General features: G+C 63.7%; 18 protein-coding genes. 10 read left to right on the forward strand and 8 right to left on the reverse strand.

Going from position 1 to position 15993, the window contains the following annotated elements; all coding sequences use genetic code 11:
• The coding region (locus Q8O35_RS00090; protein WP_305568966.1) for a helix-turn-helix domain-containing protein at positions 1-211 on the forward strand (211 nt) is incomplete at its 5' end.
• A gap of 67 nt (positions 212-278) precedes the next feature.
• Positions 279-698 carry a surface-adhesin E family protein gene (locus Q8O35_RS00095; RefSeq protein WP_305568968.1) on the forward strand — a complete coding sequence of 140 codons (420 nt, stop codon included), beginning with the start codon at positions 279-281 and terminating at the stop codon, positions 696-698.
• A gap of 222 nt (positions 699-920) precedes the next feature.
• On the opposite strand, the gene Q8O35_RS00100 is transcribed toward Q8O35_RS00095, so the two are convergent.
• Both Q8O35_RS00100 and Q8O35_RS00105 read right to left on the reverse strand, forming a co-directional pair.
• The gene (locus Q8O35_RS00100; RefSeq protein WP_305568970.1) at positions 921-1328 is read right to left on the reverse strand and encodes a hypothetical protein; all 408 of its coding nucleotides are present in this window, start codon (positions 1326-1328) and stop codon (positions 921-923) included.
• A complete protein-coding gene (locus Q8O35_RS00105) occupies positions 1329-3704 on the reverse strand; it encodes a cysteine synthase (protein WP_305568972.1) in 2376 nt (791 codons plus the stop codon).
• Between the two features lie 92 nt (positions 3705-3796).
• Here Q8O35_RS00105 and Q8O35_RS00110 point away from each other — a divergent pair, with 92 nt between their 5' ends.
• The 4 genes from Q8O35_RS00110 (at position 3797) to Q8O35_RS00125 (ending at position 8744) form a co-directional block, all read left to right on the forward strand.
• Positions 3797-5566, forward strand: coding sequence for a motility associated factor glycosyltransferase family protein (locus Q8O35_RS00110; protein ID WP_305568974.1), 1770 nt, complete (start codon positions 3797-3799; stop codon positions 5564-5566).
• A gap of 117 nt (positions 5567-5683) precedes the next feature.
• Complete coding sequence (locus Q8O35_RS00115) at positions 5684-6343, forward strand: phosphatase PAP2 family protein (protein WP_305568976.1); 660 nt, start codon at positions 5684-5686, stop codon at positions 6341-6343.
• Positions 6343-8034 carry a glycosyltransferase family 39 protein gene (locus tag Q8O35_RS00120; protein WP_305568978.1) on the forward strand — a complete coding sequence of 564 codons (1692 nt, stop codon included), beginning with the start codon at positions 6343-6345 and terminating at the stop codon, positions 8032-8034. The genes Q8O35_RS00115 and Q8O35_RS00120 overlap by 1 nt, the downstream gene beginning before the upstream one ends.
• A 107-nt stretch (positions 8035-8141) precedes the next feature.
• Complete coding sequence (locus Q8O35_RS00125) at positions 8142-8744, forward strand: BON domain-containing protein (RefSeq protein WP_305568980.1); 603 nt, start codon at positions 8142-8144, stop codon at positions 8742-8744.
• A gap of 65 nt (positions 8745-8809) precedes the next feature.
• On the opposite strand, the gene Q8O35_RS00130 is transcribed toward Q8O35_RS00125, so the two are convergent.
• The gene (locus Q8O35_RS00130; protein ID WP_305568982.1) at positions 8810-9736 is read right to left on the reverse strand and encodes a Gfo/Idh/MocA family protein; all 927 of its coding nucleotides are present in this window, start codon (positions 9734-9736) and stop codon (positions 8810-8812) included.
• 198 nt (positions 9737-9934) lie between these two features.
• Here Q8O35_RS00130 and lpxB point away from each other — a divergent pair, with 198 nt between their 5' ends.
• From lpxB to Q8O35_RS00145, 3 genes are all read left to right on the forward strand, one after another.
• Positions 9935-11104: a lipid-A-disaccharide synthase gene (gene lpxB, locus Q8O35_RS00135; protein WP_305568985.1), complete on the forward strand. Its 1170-nt coding sequence runs from the start codon at positions 9935-9937 to the stop codon at positions 11102-11104.
• Positions 11104-11412: a hypothetical protein gene (locus Q8O35_RS00140; RefSeq protein ID WP_305568987.1), complete on the forward strand. Its 309-nt coding sequence runs from the start codon at positions 11104-11106 to the stop codon at positions 11410-11412. The genes lpxB and Q8O35_RS00140 overlap by 1 nt, the downstream gene beginning before the upstream one ends.
• Positions 11413-11490: 78 nt before the next feature.
• Positions 11491-11889 carry a YccF domain-containing protein gene (locus tag Q8O35_RS00145; protein ID WP_305568989.1) on the forward strand — a complete coding sequence of 133 codons (399 nt, stop codon included), beginning with the start codon at positions 11491-11493 and terminating at the stop codon, positions 11887-11889.
• Between the two features lie 85 nt (positions 11890-11974).
• Here Q8O35_RS00145 and Q8O35_RS00150 read toward each other — a convergent pair whose 3' ends face one another.
• From Q8O35_RS00150 to Q8O35_RS00160, 3 genes are all read right to left on the reverse strand, one after another.
• A complete protein-coding gene (locus tag Q8O35_RS00150; RefSeq protein WP_305568991.1) occupies positions 11975-12208 on the reverse strand; it encodes a cold shock domain-containing protein in 234 nt (77 codons plus the stop codon).
• Positions 12209-12461: 253 nt separating this feature from the next.
• On the reverse strand, positions 12462-12680 hold the full coding sequence (gene infA / locus Q8O35_RS00155; RefSeq protein ID WP_089272379.1) for a translation initiation factor IF-1: 219 nt from the start codon (positions 12678-12680) through the stop codon (positions 12462-12464).
• Between the two features lie 81 nt (positions 12681-12761).
• Positions 12762-13469 (reverse strand): phosphoribosylanthranilate isomerase, encoded by a 708-nt coding sequence (locus Q8O35_RS00160; protein WP_305569046.1) that lies wholly within the window; start codon positions 13467-13469, stop codon positions 12762-12764.
• Between the two features lie 84 nt (positions 13470-13553).
• Here Q8O35_RS00160 and Q8O35_RS00165 point away from each other — a divergent pair, with 84 nt between their 5' ends.
• Positions 13554-14774, forward strand: a complete 1221-nt coding sequence (locus Q8O35_RS00165; protein ID WP_305568997.1) for an HD domain-containing phosphohydrolase — start codon at positions 13554-13556, stop codon at positions 14772-14774.
• Here the strand turns inward: Q8O35_RS00165 and Q8O35_RS00170 are convergent, their stop codons facing one another.
• Together Q8O35_RS00170 and Q8O35_RS00175 are read right to left on the reverse strand one after the other, a co-directional pair.
• Positions 14775-15671: a ThiF family adenylyltransferase gene (locus tag Q8O35_RS00170; RefSeq protein ID WP_305568999.1), complete on the reverse strand. Its 897-nt coding sequence runs from the start codon at positions 15669-15671 to the stop codon at positions 14775-14777.
• 2 nt (positions 15672-15673) lie between these two features.
• Positions 15674-15901: a MoaD/ThiS family protein gene (locus Q8O35_RS00175; RefSeq protein WP_305569001.1), complete on the reverse strand. Its 228-nt coding sequence runs from the start codon at positions 15899-15901 to the stop codon at positions 15674-15676.
• Positions 15902-15993 lie beyond the last annotated feature (92 nt).

The raw sequence follows: 15993 nt of genomic DNA on the forward strand, positions 1-15993 counted from the left end.
CTCGGCCTCCGGCTGCGCGCCGGGCGAAGGCGCGCAGGGAGTGGACCTGACCTCCGGGCTGCCGGGCGCAATGGAGGACGCGGAGCGCGAAGCCCTGCGCCAGGCGCTGGACGCCTCGGGCGGGCACCGCGAAAAAACCGCTGACGCGCTGGGCATCAGCCGCCGCACGCTGCAGTACAAGCTCAAGAAGTACGGGCTGACGAGGAGATAGAACGCCGCCTCACATTAAGAACACCTAATCCGCTTGACATCAACAAGATACATGATAAGCAAAAACAATGCGTATCTATATTTTCTTTCTCTGCATCCTATTTGTAGGCCCATGCCATGCAGTGGCGGCTGACTGGGCAGTCATAGCGGACACGAACAAAGATACATTTATTCTTGTTGATACAACATCAATAATTTCAAAGAATATATATGTTTCATTTTTTGCAAAAACATTATTCTCAGACCATGACGCGAAAAACATTTCGAATAAGCTTAAATTGAAGGTTACTCCCAAATATTTAATTGAGGAAGACGTTGCAAACTGCGGTGACAAAACAATGTACACTAAAAATGTTTACTACTACAGCAAAAATGGTGACACGATAACTTCATTTAGGGACAATCAAAACGATTTTGTGAGAGTTCTTCCAGAAAGTGTTGGCGAGGCAAAGCTAAACTTTGTTTGCTCAATCGTGCAGCAGAAGTAACACTCGTTCATAGCCCGGCAACGACCACAACGTATCCCCGATTGCTTGACGAAAACCGTCTCTGGCCTCTACCCTCCGTATTTTGTGAGTGCGGTCTGACGTAGAGATAGCCGTGCAGGCTGGCAAAAAGCCCTAGCGCAAAAGAACACCTCTGGCGGGAAGTCATCGCTTCCGGCCAGAGGTGTTCTTTTATGGCCAAGAGTGGGGAGACCAGAGGATGAATTACCCTGCCCGGATCATCCCCGCCAGCACCGGCCCCCAGAAAGTGGTGATGAGCACCAGGAGCCACACGCGGCCCTTGAAGATGTTGTAATCCGCCAGCAAGGTCTCAATACTCTGTTTCATCACCAGCATGCCAAAGGCGAACTCGAAGCAGATGGTGAGGATGGTCCAGAAGGCCCCGATGCGCATGAGCGGCCAGGTTTCCGTCAGACCCGAAGCGCCCACGAACAGCTGAATAGACGCCATGATCAGCACGCACACAAGCACCGTGCCTATCACATGCGCCTTGGCCTCGCCCAGGCGGGGCTCCAGCAGCTTCACCCGCAAGGCTCCGCAGATGATGGCGATGCCCGCAAAGCCAAGCCAGGCGCAACTCGCCAGAACCCAAACAAGAGTGGTCCGATCCATCTAGGCTCCCTGCCCGGCCATATTGACCGGTTTTGCATACACTCGCGGACCTTGAGCAGTATCTTCCACGCGATACCCCAGCAAGGCCAGCTCCCCGCGCAGGGCGTCGGAGGCGGCGAAGTCCTTAGCCTTGCGCGCGGCCTCGCGCCTGGCCACCAGCCCCTGCACGGCCTCGGGCAGGCAGGCGCAGGCGATGGGCATCTGGCTCAGGTCGAGGATTCCCAGCACGCCATCGGCGGCCTCAAGCTGCTTCAGGCAGGCCGAGGCGGCGGCTCCGGTCATCTTGCCGCTGGTGAGCCAGGCGTTGACGCGCTTCACAAAAGTAAAGAGCTTGGGCCAGTAGCGGTGCAGGGACAGGTCGTCCTCCAGGGCCGAGAGCAGCCCGGCCTTGAGGTCGAACACGGCCTGCTCCACGTCCTCGGGCAGATCGCCCGGCTTCTCCGCAGACTCGCCCAGGGCCAGACGCAGGCCGCAGGCGGCCTCCTGCACCTTGTGCCAGTTGCGCGACCACATGGACAGGCTTTGCCCCGTGGCCGCCAGAGACTTGCGGTAGGACACGGACAAGAGCCACAGGCGCAGGGCTGCCGGACCGCCTGCCCGCTCCAGCAGGGACGGCAGGTCCAGGGACTCGCCGCCTGCTTCGGCCTGGGCCGCGCCCTCGCCGCCGGTCACATCGGACCGGGAGATCTTGCGGTCGGCCAGCCAGGCCTTTGGCTCCACCCCGGCGGCGCTCCAGATGGCGCGCAGATTCTCCAGGTGCGGGAACTGGTGGTCCTCTCCGGCCACGAGCACATCCACCCGGCCCAGGGCGGAAAGCCCGGCCACGGCCACCTGCACGAACCAGCTGGGCCGCACGTTGCCCCATTCGGTCTCAATGATGTCGCCAAGCTTCAAGTCCTGCAAGGTGGCGCGCTTGAGCAGCGTGAAGTCCAGGGGATTGTCCTTCACGTAGTCGCCCAGGTCCACGGTCTTGCCCACGGAAAGACCGTCCATGTCCATGAGCTTCATGGCTCCGTAGCGCTTGTCGCGGCGCACGTCGAAGTACACGCTCCTGAGCTTCTCGTAGGCCAAGCCCTTGCCCAGCAGCTTCTTGCAGATTTCGATGGCCGCAGGCACCGAGGCCGAGGCAGGCTCGAACACGGTTTCCGGCAGCAGGCCCAGGGCCTCGGCGCGGCTCTTGATGCGCGCAAGCACCCCGGCGGCGTAGTCCGCGCGGGAAAGTCCGGCCTCTCGGGCGGAAGAAAGCGTGCGGTCATCCAGGTCGGCCAGGCCCACTGCCAGGCGCACGTCAGCCCCGCGGGCCTTCAGGTGCCGGGCCAGCACATCGGCCAGCACCAGCCTGCGCCAAGCGTCCGGGTCGTCTGGCGTATCCAGGCTGGGGCCGATGCTGTAAATGTTCAGCTGGCCCGTGGCGTCCAGGTGGACCTTGCCTCCGGTGGCGAGATTCATGAGCCGCAGGCCGTCCAGAGTCTTGGGCGCGAAAAGCGGCGTGGACAGGTAGCGTTCGCCGCCGTCCGGAAAGATCACCACGATGTAGCCGCTTTTGCCCTCGGCCTCGATGCTGCCCGCAAGCTTGAGGGCCCCGGCAAGGGCCGCGCCAGAGCTCATGCCCACGAAGAGCCCTTCCTGGCGCGCCAGTTGGCGGCAGCCTTCGAAGGCCTCCTCGTCCTCCACACGCAGGATCTGGTCCAGAACCTTCTTATTGTAGATACCCGGCGGATAGGACTCGTGCATGTTCTTGAGGCCCTGAATCTTGTGCCCGGCAAAGGGCTCGATGGCGCAAACCTGGACGCCCTCGTGCTCGTGCATGCTCTTGGCCAGACCCATGGCCGTGCCCGAGGTGCCGAGGGTGGCCACAACGTGCGTCACCGCGCCGCCGGTCTGGGCCCAGATTTCCGGGCCTGTGCCCTCGTAGTGGGCGGCGATGCTGTTGGGATTGTTGAACTGGTCCATGAGCACGTATTTGTCCGGCTCGGTGCGGGCCAGGCGATAGGCCAATTCGATGGCGCCGTCGGTTCCCAGGCGTCCGGGGGTGAGGCGGATCTCCGCGCCGTAGGCGCGCATGATGCGCTTGCGCTCCTCGCTGGCGGAGTCGGGCATGATGAGGCACATCTTGTAGCCCTTCACCGCCGCCACCATGGCCAGGCCCACGCCCGTGTTGCCGCTGGTGGCCTCAATGATGGTCTTTTCCGGCGTCAGCTCGCCGCTCTTCTCGGCGGCGGCGATCATGGCCACGGCCACGCGGTCCTTGATGGACCCGCCGGGGTTCATGCTCTCCACCTTCGCCATGATTTTGACGTTCCGGTGGGGGTTCAGGCGGCGAATCTCCACCAGGGGAGTATTGCCAACCAGCCTCAAAATGTCCGTGCGCTCCATCGTATGCCCCTGTCCTGCGGCGCATCCCCATGCATGGGGGACCGCTGGCCCGTGATTTGCAAAGCCGACATCAAACCAGCGAGGTCGGCACTATGACCATGTACCCGTTCCTGAAAGACAACATCACCGCTCTCGAAAAGGCCAACCCGGCGCTGTACGCCTGGCTTTCCAGCCGCCCTTTCGATGAACAGTCCCTGAAAACCAGCATCTTTGTCAACAGATGGGGCCTCATTGACTGGCGGCTGCCCACGGGAACGGGCCTTTTCGAGGCCATGCCGCCGGGCATGCTCTACCGCGACTGGCCGGTGCTTGAAAAGCCCGATCTTTCGGCCACCATCATCGTTGGCACCAACCTGGGCTATGGGCTGAACCACACCCTCGTCAACACGCCGGACTCGCACAAGATCCTTGTGCTTGAGCCCAACCCGTCACTGCTTATCGCCTGCCTGGGCCAGACCGACTACCGCCCATTCTTCGAGAACAAGAAGCTGCACTTCGTCACGCCGGATGAAGAGCAACTGCAAGAATACATCAAGAACCTGGACTTGCAGTACGTGTACGGAAAAATTTACCTGCGCGCCGACATCCCCAGCCGCCAGCTCGGCCCGGAATACGCCGGATGGATGGAAACGGTGAAGAACCGCCTGGAGAACTTCAGCGTGGAGATGATCACCCTGCGCTGCCGCCAGGACGTCATGGTGGGCAACGAGCTTAAGAACTACCGCCGCGCCCAGAACGACGGCAGCCTGCTGCCCTTGAAGGACGCCGCCTGCGGCGTGGGCGCGGTTGTGCTGGGCGCCGGGCCATCCCTCGCCCGCTTCGCGCCGGAGCTGGCCAAGAACCCCGGCTACGCGCTGTACACCACGGCCCTGCAGACCCTGCCCGCCCTGCGCCGTTATGACCTGAAGCCGCATTTCTGCCTGGCCCTCGACTACGACGATTCCATGCTCTCGCTCTATGACCGCCTGGACATGGACTGGGCCAAAGACATCCCGCTCATTTACTCCACCAAGGTCAACCCCGAGGTCGTGCGCCGCTACCCCGGCCCCACCCTGCCCCTGTGGACCATGGGCGGCATGGCCACCTTCGTGCTGCAGGACCGCGAGTTCGTGCTGGACGCGGGCGGCAACGTCAGTCTGACCCTTGTGCGCCTGCTGCGCTGGATGGGCGTAGGCAGCATTCTGCTCGCCGGCCAGGACTTCGCCTGGAAGGGCACCACCACCCACGCCGACGGACACCACGCGGCCACGCACGTCATGAATTTCGATCCCTCCATGCACCAGCGTCTCAAGAACCTCTGGGGCGAGGACATCGTTTCGAGCATCCAGTACCTCACCAGCAAGCGCGACCTGGAGAACGATCTCAAGAAGATCCCCTTCCGCATCAACAACCTTTACGGCGGCGGCGTGATCATCGAAGGCGCGCCCCCCGTGGACCTGGACGAGGCACGCACTCTCGGCGTTCTGTCTTCCGCTCCTGGCAGCCGCGAGCGTTTCCTGAACACCCTGAGCCAGGCCCGCGGCCAGTCCAAGGGCTACCGCTTCGAGCCCAGAAGCCACATCTGGACCAGCTCCATCCGCGGCCTTGAGCGCCGCATGCAGAAACTTTTCCGGCAGTGCGGCCAGAGCCAGAAGGAGATCCACACCCTGCTGGAGCAGGCGCTGTTCTTCGTGCGCCAGGACCCGTTGTACCTGCCTTACCTGTTCAACGAGACCATCGACCTGGCAGGCCTTGCCAAGACCCGGCACTCGTACCACCCGGCGGATTTCTCGGAGTTCAAGCGCATCGGCAAGAGCATTCTGGCCAAGGTGCGCGAGGTGGACCGCTGCGTAGGCGGGCTGGACAACAAGACCGCCGCGTAAATCTGCACGTTCACTGACATTGGCGCCCGTCTGGAGGATTCCCGGCGGGCGCTATTTCCGTTGCGCGACTCCACAGGCCTGTGTTGCGCGCCCCGGCGAATCGACCTATAAGGCCGCATGCCGCGCAACGCCCCGCCCCCCCCCGCAATGGTCTGGCTGGCCCTGACCCTGCCGCTGCTTCTTATAGTGGCCGCCTGTTTCGTCTTCATCGGCGACGAGCCCGCCGTGGCCGCGCACTTCGCCCAATGGCGGCTTGCGCACCCGGAAGCGCTGCGCGTGGTGAAGTTCTACACCGACTGGGGCAACCCGGCCCTGTACCTGGTGTTCGCATCGCTGCTGTTCCTGGGCGTGAAGAACAGGCGCGCAGACCTCGCGGCCTGGGCCTTGTCCTATCTGGCGGCGCAGCTGCTCTTCTCGCTGACCATCGAACGCCTGCTCAAAATCGGCATCGGCAGACCCCGGCCCGGCGTTGGCGGGGAATTCATCCCATTTTCCTTCGATGGCGCGCACAATTCCATGCCTTCCGGCCACACTGCGGAGATGACTGTGCAGACGGCCTCTCTGGCCCTTTTCGCCCGCTCGCTTTCCGTGCCCCTGCTCATGGGCCTGCTGCTCGCCCTCATGGGCGCAAGCAGACTGGCCGTTGGGGCGCACCACCCGACTGACCTGCTGGGCGGACTGGCCGTGGGCTGCCTGGGCGGATTGTTCTGCCAGCGCCTGGCCCCGGTGCTGGCCAGAATCCTGAAACAACGCTTCGCCCGCTTCGGAGGCCGCTGATGCAACGCTATTGGGAGTTCCTCCGCCGCTGGCCCTGGCTGGCCCTGCTGAAGCTGACGATCCTGCAGACCGCCGGAACCCTGTCGGCGCGCGCCCTGTGGTTCTCGGACGAGGTGCGCTACGCCGACGCCTACGCGGGACTCCTGCGCGGCAAATGGCTGGTTCTGAACCTGAACGGCGTGGCCTACCCGGACAAGCCGCCCCTGTACTTCTGGCTGCTGCGCGCCCTTGAGGCGGTCACCGGCATTCCGGACCCGGCGGTGTTCTTCCTGGGGGCCGCAGTGAGCGGCCTTCTGGTGCTTTACGCCGTGCTGGCCTGGGCCAAGGTGCTGCGCCTGCCCGCCGATGCCGGGCTCATGGCCGGAATCGTGCTTTTGACCACACTGTTCTTTGCCGGGCTGCTGCACTACTCGCGCATGGACCTTTTGTTCGCGGCGCTCATCACCTCGTCCCAGGCGGCCTTCTGCCTGGCCTTCCGCCCCGGCGACGAAGCGAAACGAGGCCGAAACGCGGCCCTGGCTCTTTTTCTAGCTGCCCTGGCCACGCTCACCAAGGGGCCGCTGGGTCTGCTCTTCCCGGTGCTCACCACCCTGCTCTTCCTGGCGTGGCGAGGCCGCGCGCGTGAATTCTTCCGCAAGGAGCTGCTGCCCGGCCTTGGCGTGCTGCTGGCCGTCATATTCTCCTGGGTCATTGCTGCCTATTTCGTGGAAGGCCCGCAGTTCCTGCACAAAATATTCTACGAGCAGATCTTCCAGCGCGCCACCAAGACCTTCCACCACGCGGAGCCGTGGTACTTCTACCTCATGGCCTTCCCGCCCTGCTGGCTGCCCTGGATGCTCGCCCCTGTGGCCCTGCCCCTCAGGCGGCTCTTTGCCGGAGACTTCTGGCGCGGGCTCCTGGCCAGGCGCAAAAATGCCACCTCCGAGGGCGACGCTTACGCTTGGCTGTGGATCTCCGCCCTGAGCGGGCTTACGCTTTTATCGCTCTTGAGCGGCAAAGTTGTGGTGTACCTGCTGCCGCAACTGGCGCCCCTTGCTCTGCTGCTGGCCCTGGCGCTGCTCAGGTCCGACCTGCCCTGGAGCAGGCTGTGGACGGGTGCCGCCCTGATGTTCTTCGCCCTGGCCGCCGTAACCGGTCAAGGCGCGCGATTCCTGCCTGCGCCCGTTTCGGCTGACGGCGGCCTGCCCGGCGCAGGCATCGTGGCCGCTGGCTTCGCGGTCTGCGGGCTCGGCCTGCTGCTGCTGCGCAAGCACGATCCACGGCATGTTCTGGGTGCCCTGGCAGTTTTGACCGCCCTGTGGGTGCATCCCGCCTGCCATGTGCTGGCTCCGTCCCTCGACATCATCATGAGCCCCAAGCCACAGGCAATGCAGCTGAAAGCCTACGCAGAGAAGGGCTACACCCCCGTTGCCCACGACATCTACCAGGGAATTTATTCCTACTATCTCGGCGGCCCGATTCTTGAATCAGCAAGCTTCGAAGCCCTGGACAAGCACGTGGCGGAAAAAGACGTGGTCCTGGTCATAAAAAAGAAGAAGTGGGATGCTTGGCCCAACAGGCCCGAGCACATGGTGAAGATTTTCGAGCAGTGGATGGCCGGACAGCCCTATTATGTGGCCCTCAGCCGCAAGGATGGCAGGCTGCCCCTCCAGCCTGCGGACCTGAAGAAGGAGGTCCTGCCCCAGCCCTAATCCTGCGGGCCGGGCTGGCCGATGAAAGCAGAGGGGGCGCCGACCCCCGCATGCGTCCGCACAACCCGTGCGCGCCGCAAAACCGGCATCACCTTTGGAGGCTTCCTGTGCGACCCCTCCTTTTGGCAACGCTCCTCTGCCTCCTGGCTCTTACAGCCAGCGGCTGCGCCACCATGCCGCTTCTGGCGGCCATGGATGTGCTCAACGTGGCCGAAACGAGCAAAACAGGGTATGATATGGCGGTCGGCCTCAACGCCCGCAAATCCCTGGAGCAGGATGTAAGCCCCGACGCCCAGGCCGAGGCGCGCCTGCGCGCCGCGCTGGACCACCAGGGCGGCAACCTCAAGTACGCAATCCCCCATGTATCCCAGGGCCGCGCCTATGTGGTGGGCACCTACGCCAGCCAGCAGGAGCTGGACCGCGCCCGCAAGGCCACGCAGAACATCAAGGGCGTGCGGGAGATCACCCTGTGCCTGTTTCCGGCGGGCTCCGGCCCGGCGCGACGCGTCACCGACGGCGAGGTGCGCGACAACATCCTGAGATTGTCCGGCATCCGCACCCGCGAGGTGCGCGTGCATGTGGTGGAGGGCAACGCCGTGCTCATTGGCCGCGTGCGCACCAAGGCCGAGGAGTCTCATCTGGTGGAAAGCGCGCATGTCGCCGGGGCCACCCGCGTGCAGAACCACGTGCGGCTCTTCGCGGCGAATTAGCGCCCGCAAAAAAACGGCCCGCCAGTTTCCCGGCGAGCCGCTTCAATCATTCCATACGACCGCTTTTACGGCTTGCCGCCGCCAGCGAATATGCACTCAATGACCTTGAGCACTTCGAGGCCGTCCTCGCCGGTGATGGGCGCGGGCGACTTGTCGCGCACAGCCTTCAAGAACTGCGTCAACTGCTCGCGCATCTGCTCGCGCTGGACCGTGGGCCACTCCTTCACGGAGTAGGTTTTCTCCACCGCGTTGAAGGGGCTCAGCTCCCGCACCTGCTGGGTGATGAGGTCGGCTTCAATGAAGCGCCCCTTGCAGGCCGCGCGGATCTTGCGCGAGCGGAACGGCGTCACCCAGTTGGTCTTGATGTGCCCAAGCACGCCGTTTTCCATCTGCGCGCAGATGAAGGCGCTGTCCTCGTGCTTGCCCTGACTGGTGGAGAACACTGCGGACACGCTGCGGAAGTTTGAATCGGTCAGGTAGCGCAGCAGGTCGATGTCGTGGGAGCCCAGATCGCGGATGACGCCCACGTCCTGAATGCGCGCCGGGAACGGTCCCACGCGCTCGATCTCAAGAGAGATCAGATCGTCGCCCGCCAGCTCCTTCACCCGCTGGATGGCGGGGTTGAAGCGCTCGATATGGCCCACCATGAGCGGCACGCCCTTGGCGCGGGCGGTCTTCACCAGCTCTTCGCCCTGGGCTGCTGTGGCGGCCAGGGGCTTCTCGACCAGCAGGGCCACGCCGCGCTCGATGACCTGCATGGCCACCTCGAAATGCAGCACAGTGGGCACGCTGATGCTCACCGCATCCAGTTCAAGGGCCAGCAAATCCTCCAGGCGGGTGAACCCGGCAACGCCGAAACGCGCCTTGGCCTCGTCCAGATTGGACTGGGCCAGATCCATGACGCCCATCACCTGAACATCGGGCATTTCGCAATAATTGCGCAGGTGAATCTTGCCCATGGAGCCAAGACCGATGACGCCGACTTTCTGCATGGATTGCTCCGAATTGGTGGTTGTCGCCCTTGGCTCCCCGGACGCTGAAGCGACTGGAGCCGGGCAGGCAGCCCTTCCCCTACATGCTCCGGCGGGGCATTGCAACTTCACCGCACGCGGGCAAACGCTCCCCCCTAAAGGGCCGAAACGCCTGGCCTGCGCCTTGCGCGGGGCCGTGATTCACGGTATTTACGCCCCATGATCACACCCACACATCAAGGACCCGTCTGGATCAGCGCTGGCGAGGCCTCCGGCGACATCCACGCCGCCACGCTCCTTGCCGCCCTGCGCGAGGTGGAGCCCGGCCTCACCGCCCTGGGCATGGGCGGCCCGGCCCTCAGCAAGGCCGGGTGCGACGTGCGCTTCCCCATGCGGCTCATCTCCCTGGTGGGACTGACCGAGGTGCTTTCCGGCCTGCCGCGCATCATCCGGCTGCTGGGCCAGGTGAAGCGCGCCCTCATGGAGTCGCGCCCGCGCGCGCTCATCCTCATCGACTGCCCGGACTTCCACTTCCGTGTGGCGCGCATGGCCAAAAAGCTCGGCATCCCTGTGTATTATTATGTCAGCCCGCAGGTGTGGGCCTGGCGCTCGGGCCGGGTGGAGTTCCTGCGCGAACACACGCGGCGCGTGCTGTGCATCCTGCCATTTGAAAAAGATTTCTACGCCGCACGCAACATGGATGTGGACTATGTGGGCCACCCGCTCATGGACCAGATGCCGCTCATGGAGCTGGACTCCATGCGCCCGGACCCGAATCTGCTTGGCCTTTTGCCCGGCAGCCGCCGCAAGGAGATTTCCGCCCTGCTGCCGGAGTTCGTGGGCGCGGCCCTGCTGCTGAAGGAGCGCCTGCCGGATCTCAAGCTGGCCCTGGCCCGCGCGCCCGGCGTGGACGAAGACTATCTGCGCCAATTTCTGCCGCCGGAGCTGCCGGTGACCATCCACCCGCCCGAGGACCGCTACCGCATGATGCGCCAGAGCCGCGCCCTCTTGGCCGCCAGCGGAACTGTGACCCTGGAGGCCGCGCTCATCGGCACGCCCACCGTGGTGTCCTACCGGCTTTCAGCCCTCAGCTACGCCATCGGCAAGGCCGTGGTGCAGGTGAAATGGGCCAGCCTGCCCAACCTCATCATGGGCCGCGAAATTTTTCCGGAGCTTTTGCAGGGCAAGGCCAAGGCCGCGCTGCTGGCCGAGCGCCTGCGCCCCTGGCTGGCTGAGGACATCGCCCTTGCGGCCGCGCGGGCCGACCTGGCCGGACTGCGGGCCAAGGTGGGCGGGCCGGGCGCGGCGCACCGCGCTGCGGCGATCATTTTGGAGGACCTGCGCAGCCTTTCGCAGCAAATGGCGGCACAACCAAACACGGAGCATTGATGGAAGCCGTCCGCGTGTATGCCGACATCCACGGCCTCTCGCCAGAGGCCTTTGAAGAGATCCGCCACTCCATGCCCTTTGACCAGGTGGTGTACAAGGACCGCATTCTGGCCGTGGACCACGAAGGCCACTACATCGACGTGGAGCCCTTTCTGGATGACATCGCCCGTTTGCTGGACGAGAACGGCTGGGGCAAGCTCGACTACATCGATCAGATCGAGCAGGGCCTCACCCGCTACGTCATCAAGAAAGGCGAGTGGAAGGCCAAGGTCGTGCATGTGGAGAATGTGCTGGAAGGGACGAAGTAGCGGCCAGACCGCAGGCTGCCAAGCGAACGAAAGGGCCAGACGAACAAGCGGTGGAACGGGCCGCGAAAGGAACTGCGCATGTCCTTGATCGGCAACATCATCTGGTTCGTTTTTGGCGGGCTTTTCATGGGCGCGGGCTGGTTTCTGCTGGGCCTTGTCATGTTCATTTCGATCATCGGCATTCCCTGGGGCCGGGCCTGCTTCATGCTGGGAAACTTCTGCCTGTGGCCCTTCGGGCGGGAGATCGTCAGCCGCCGGGCTGTGACCGGGCGCGACGACATCGGCACCGGGCCGCTGGGCTTTCTGGGCAACGTGGCCTGGTTCGTGTGCGGCGGGGTGTGGCTGGCCATAGGCCACCTGGCCTCCGCCCTGCTCTGCTTCATCACCATCATCGGCATCCCCTTCGGCCTCCAGCATTTGAAGCTGGTGGGGGCGACGCTTGCGCCCATCGGGAAGACGGTGGTGGAGAAGAGGTAGTTGGGAGCTCAAGCCGCCAGCTTCACACAATCACCAAAAAGGGGCCTCGCGGCCCCTTCGTCATTTCATCGCCCGGCGCGAAAGCCTACGGCCTGCGCGCCCCGACCTTTTCCTTCGGCACCTCGACGTTCACCGCCCGCAAGGCGTTGCCGCCCTCGGCGAGGTCGAACAGCACTTGCTCGCCCAACGAGAGGGTCTGGAAGCCGTCGCGCTGGATTTCCGCATAGTGCACGAACACATCGCGGCCCTCTTCGTCCGTGACGAACCCGAAGCCTTTGCGCTCGTCGAAATAGCTCACAACGCCCTTGCGCCGCTGCATGGTGGCCTCCCTGTCCGCGCAGGCGAAACGTCCGCACGGTCGCCCTACCCATAGCCCACACGCCCCGCCCCTGGCAACGTCCACGCGACAGCCCCCGACAGACCGCGCCGAGCGCACCGACAGACCTCCCCCCCCCGGCGGCAGCGATGCCTGACAAGGGGGGGACGAATTGGCGGGCGGGCGCGCACCCCGGTCCGAAGAAACACAAAAAGCCCGCCAGAGGCGGGCTCATCATGCAGCTATGGTCGGGGGGTTAGCGCAAGCGGAAGGTAATGCGGCCGCGAGTCAGGTCGTAGGGGGAGAGCTCCACCTTGACCTTGTCGCCGGGCAGGATGCGGATGTAGTGCTTGCGCATCTTGCCGGAAATGTGGCCCAGAATGCTGTGCCCGTTCTGCAGCTCGACGCGGAACATGGCGTTAGGCAGGGCTTCCTGAATGACGCCCTCAACCTCAATGGCTTCTTCTTTGGACATGCAGTCTCCTCGATTGCGACCCCCGCGTTGGCTGCTGTAAGCAGCAGTCCGACTTCGGAGGTTCTTGAAAGCAGCCGCTTCTTACTTCGATTCGATATCTTTGGCAAGCCCCGCAGCAGGCATGGAATCGAATGCGCGCCGGGCCTCGGCCACAAAGCGCCGAACAAGGGCCTCATCCTTGCGCCCCTGGGCGTCTTCCAGGCCAGTATGCGCGTCCACCCCGGCGGGACGAACGGCCTGTATCGCTTGGGCCACGTTGTCCGGATTCAGGCCGCCAGCCAGGATGAGCGGGCGCGGGAGGCGTTGCGCCAGGCGCTCGCTCACTTTCCAGTCATGCGCCTTGCCCGTGGCCCCGGTGGCGCCGCTTGCCGGGTCATAGGTGTCTGTCAAAAACGCGTCCACAAGGGGAGCGTGATCCTGTGCACGGGCAAAAATGTCCGCCTCAGGCGCAGCGCCCACCACCAGACTCTTGATGACGAAAAGATCCGGCGCGGCCTGCCGCAGCAGACGCACCTGCCCAAGAGGCATATCCCCATGCAGCTGCACCCCGGAAACGCCCAGGTAGCGGCACAGGGCCAGGGTCTCCAGCGCATCGGCAAGATAGGTGATGAGCACGGTTTCCGCCCGGCCTGAAAGCGCGCGCACGATGTCGCGCGCCTGCTCCTCCGACACGTCGGGCCTATGCACCGCCAGCCGCAAGGGGAGTCCCACATGTGTCGCGCCGCAAGCCGCAAGCATGAGCCCCTCGTCCACGGAGCAGACACCAGCGACCTGAACCACATATGTCATACGCAACATAATTTCCTCTGGATCTCAGGCCTTATACGCGGTATGAGTATTCAACGTTAAGATTTATATCCATTGGAGTCACCCATGGAGTGCACGGACCGCCAGCCTTTCGACATCGTACGCGACATACTCAAGGTCATTGAGGAACTCAACACCCTCAAGGACGTGGACGCCATTCTGGACAAGGTGTTGGACGAGGCGCGAACCATGACCAGCGCCGACGCCGGGTCCATATTTCTCATCGAAGGCGACCACCTGCGTTTCAGCTACGTGCACAATGACACGCTGTTCAAGGGAACCGAAGCCAGCAAGCACATCTACACCGACCTCACCGTGCCCATCAACGAGCAGTCCATCGTGGGGTACGCGGCGATGACCGGCGAGACCCTGAACATCCCAGACGCCTACGAGCTTCCCGAAAATACCCTTTACTCGTTCAACAAAAAATTCGACGAAGACACCGGCTACCGAACCGGGTCCATGCTCACCATTCCCCTCAAGACCTTCCAGAGCAAGATAGTGGGAGTGATGCAGCTCATCAACGCAAAGGACAGCAACGGCAAGGTGCGGCCCTTCACCCCCTATCACATCCAGTATGCGCCGCTGTTCGCCAATTCCGCCTCGGTGACCATCGAGCGCGGCATCATGACGCGCGAGATCATGCTGCGCATGATGAAAATGGCCGAGATGCGCGACCCCAAAGAGACCGGAGCCCACGTTCAACGCGTGGGGGCGTATTCCTCCGAGATTTACCAGCAGTGGGCGCGCAAGAAAGGAATCGACGAATTCACAATCAAGCGCAAGAAAGACACGCTGCGGCTGGCGGCCATGCTGCACGACGTGGGCAAGGTGGGCATTTCCGACGTGATTTTGAGGAAACCAGGGCGCTTTGAGCCCCACGAGGCGGCCATAATGAAATGGCATTCCGTGTACGGCGCGGCGCTCTTCGCCAACACCACATCAGAGCTGGACCAGCTGTGCAAGGAGGTGGCCCTGGGCCACCACGAGCGCTGGGACGGCAAAGGCTATCCGGGCCGCCTGCCCGCTGATCTTTCCGAAGCGCGGGGGCTTTGCGTGGAGGAAATAGCCGGGGAGGCCATCCCCCTGGCCGCACGCATCACCGCCCTGGCAGATGTGTACGATGCGCTCATCTCCAGCCGCGTCTACAAGGACGCCTGGCCCGAAGAACAGGTGGTTGCTGAGATCCTGCGGGGACGTGGCACCCAGTTCGACCCGGACGTGGTGGACGCCTTCATGGAGATCCAGGACGTCATCCGCGCCATTCGCCACAAGTACCAGGGATAGCTAAAAGCTCACTGTCTCGAAGCTCATCTGCCCCAGGTCGAATACGAGCATCTTACCGGCCAATTTCGGCTCGCGTCCGCACAGGATATTCAGGGCTTCGCCAGCCATGAGCGACGCAGCAGCGGCAACCGCCGGGGCCGGGGTGCCAAGAGTGTCCTCCGCCCCCTCGCCCGCGCCGAAAAAATCCGCAGGGCCGCGCTCTCCCGGCAGCACCGTGGCCACAAACCCGCTTTGGCCGGCCACCGCCGCCGTCACCAGCGGAATTCCAGCGTTGCCCGCCTGGCGCAGCAGCGCCGGACGGTCCTTAAGCCCGCCCAGGGCGTCCAGACACAGATCGGACCCAGCCACAAAGCTCCCCATTCCCGCCTCGTCCAGAAAACTCGCCACGGGCTCGAAAGAAATCGCCGGATTCACCTGCTTAAGGCGCGCCGCAGCGGCCGCAGCCTTGTACCCGCCAAGGCTGCGCCGGGTGGCGTGCAGCTGGCGGTTCAGATTGGAGGCCACGAACTCGTCGCCATCGGCGGCGCGGATGTTCCCAACGCCCGCGCGGGCCAGCAATTCCAGCACGTAGCCGCCCAGCCCTCCCAGGCCAACCATGGCCACGCTGGAGGACAAGAGCCGCAGTTGCTCGTCCAGGCTGTAGGTGTCGAAGTTGCGCAGGTAGCGCTCCGGGCAGACGCCCAGAGCAAGGGCCGCACGCTCCACCTGGGCCAGGGACTGCCCACGCGGACGGACGGTCTGCGGGCTGCGGCTGCGGCCAAGGCTGCGCGCCAAATCCTGCACGAAGTAAAACGACAGCACGGGCAGCTCACGCCCATCGGCCAGCCTGGTTGGCTGGGCCAATTCACGGATGCGCCCCTCCAACTGCACGGAAGCGTTCGAATCGTTGGCGGGCATGGCTAGCCTCCTCCCACTGCCGGAAACAGACCCACCCGGTCTGCGTCGGCAAGGGTAACCGTGAGTTCTGAGTGGTTGCCGTTGACGAACACCAGCTTCAACTCATCCAAGGGTATGCCCAGCCTATCCACCACGTTTGCGACGGTGTCGCCCTCGGCGATGGGGTAGGCGTCGGCGTCCGGAGGCGTGAAGCGCGACAAGGTTGCGAAACATTTTAAGGTAATGTTCATCTCAGCCCTGTATATTGAAGACCCGGCAGGGTCAATATCGGCTTTGGCGGACCCAAAAAGCGGGGCCGAAGACGCCATAAGCGCCTGCGGCC

The organism is Humidesulfovibrio sp. (assembly GCF_030689645.1).
Classification (GTDB): domain Bacteria; phylum Desulfobacterota; class Desulfovibrionia; order Desulfovibrionales; family Desulfovibrionaceae; genus Humidesulfovibrio.